Origin of the sequence: Bacillus sp. Cr_A10 (assembly GCF_029222665.1) — a bacterium.
In the GTDB taxonomy this organism is placed as follows: domain Bacteria; phylum Bacillota; class Bacilli; order Bacillales_A; family Planococcaceae; genus Psychrobacillus.
On the sequence record NZ_JARHXR010000017.1, the window covers coordinates 1 to 1,122 of the forward strand.

General features: G+C 51.6%; 1 rRNA gene. It reads left to right on the forward strand.

From position 1 onward, the window contains the following. Window positions 1-1,122 (forward strand): 23S ribosomal RNA (locus P2Q73_RS16235); the annotation flags it as partial.

A 1,122-nucleotide genomic window follows, 5' to 3' on the forward strand; every position in this document is an offset into this window, starting at 1 on the left:
CTGAGTACGGCGGAACACGTGAAATTCCGTCGGAATCCGGGAGGACCATCTCCCAAGGCTAAATACTCCCTAGTGACCGATAGTGAACCAGTACCGTGAGGGAAAGGTGAAAAGCACCCCGGAAGGGGAGTGAAATAGACCCTGAAACCGTGTGCCTACAAATAGTCAGAGCCCGTTAATGGGTGATGGCGTGCCTTTTGTAGAATGAACCGGCGAGTTACGATTACATGCAAGGTTAAGTCGAGGAGACGGAGCCGCAGCGAAAGCGAGTCTGAATAGGGCGAATGAGTATGTGGTCGTAGACCCGAAACCAGGTGATCTACCCATGTCCAGGATGAAGGTAAGGTAACACTTACTGGAGGTCCGAACCCACGCACGTTGAAAAGTGCGGGGATGAGGTGTGGGTAGCGGAGAAATTCCAATCGAACCTGGAGATAGCTGGTTCTCTCCGAAATAGCTTTAGGGCTAGCCTCAAACGCGAGAATCTTGGAGGTAGAGCACTGTTTGGACTAGGGGCCCATCCCGGGTTACCGAATTCAGACAAACTCCGAATGCCAATGATTTATGTTTGGGAGTCAGACTGCGAGTGATAAGATCCGTAGTCAAGAGGGAAACAGCCCAGACCACCAGCTAAGGTCCCCAAGTATTTGTTAAGTGGAAAAGGATGTGGCGTTGCTTAGACAACCAGGATGTTGGCTTAGAAGCAGCCATCATTTAAAGAGTGCGTAATAGCTCACTGGTCGAGTGACGCTGCGCCGAAAATGTATCGGGGCTAAACAAATCACCGAAGCTGTGGATTGATACCTATGGTATCAGTGGTAGGAGAGCGTTCTAAGGGCGTTGAAGTCAGACCGGAAGGACTGGTGGAGCGCTTAGAAGTGAGAATGCCGGTATGAGTAGCGAAAGATGGGTGAGAATCCCATCCACCGTATGACTAAGGTTTCCTGAGGAAGGCTCGTCCGCTCAGGGTTAGTCGGGACCTAAGTCGAGGCCGATAGGCGTAGACGATGGACAACAGGTTGATATTCCTGTACCACCACCCCGCCGTTTGAGTGATGGGGGGACGCAGTAGGATAGGGTAAGCGTGCTGTTGGTTATGCACGTCCAAGCAGTGAGGTGTGA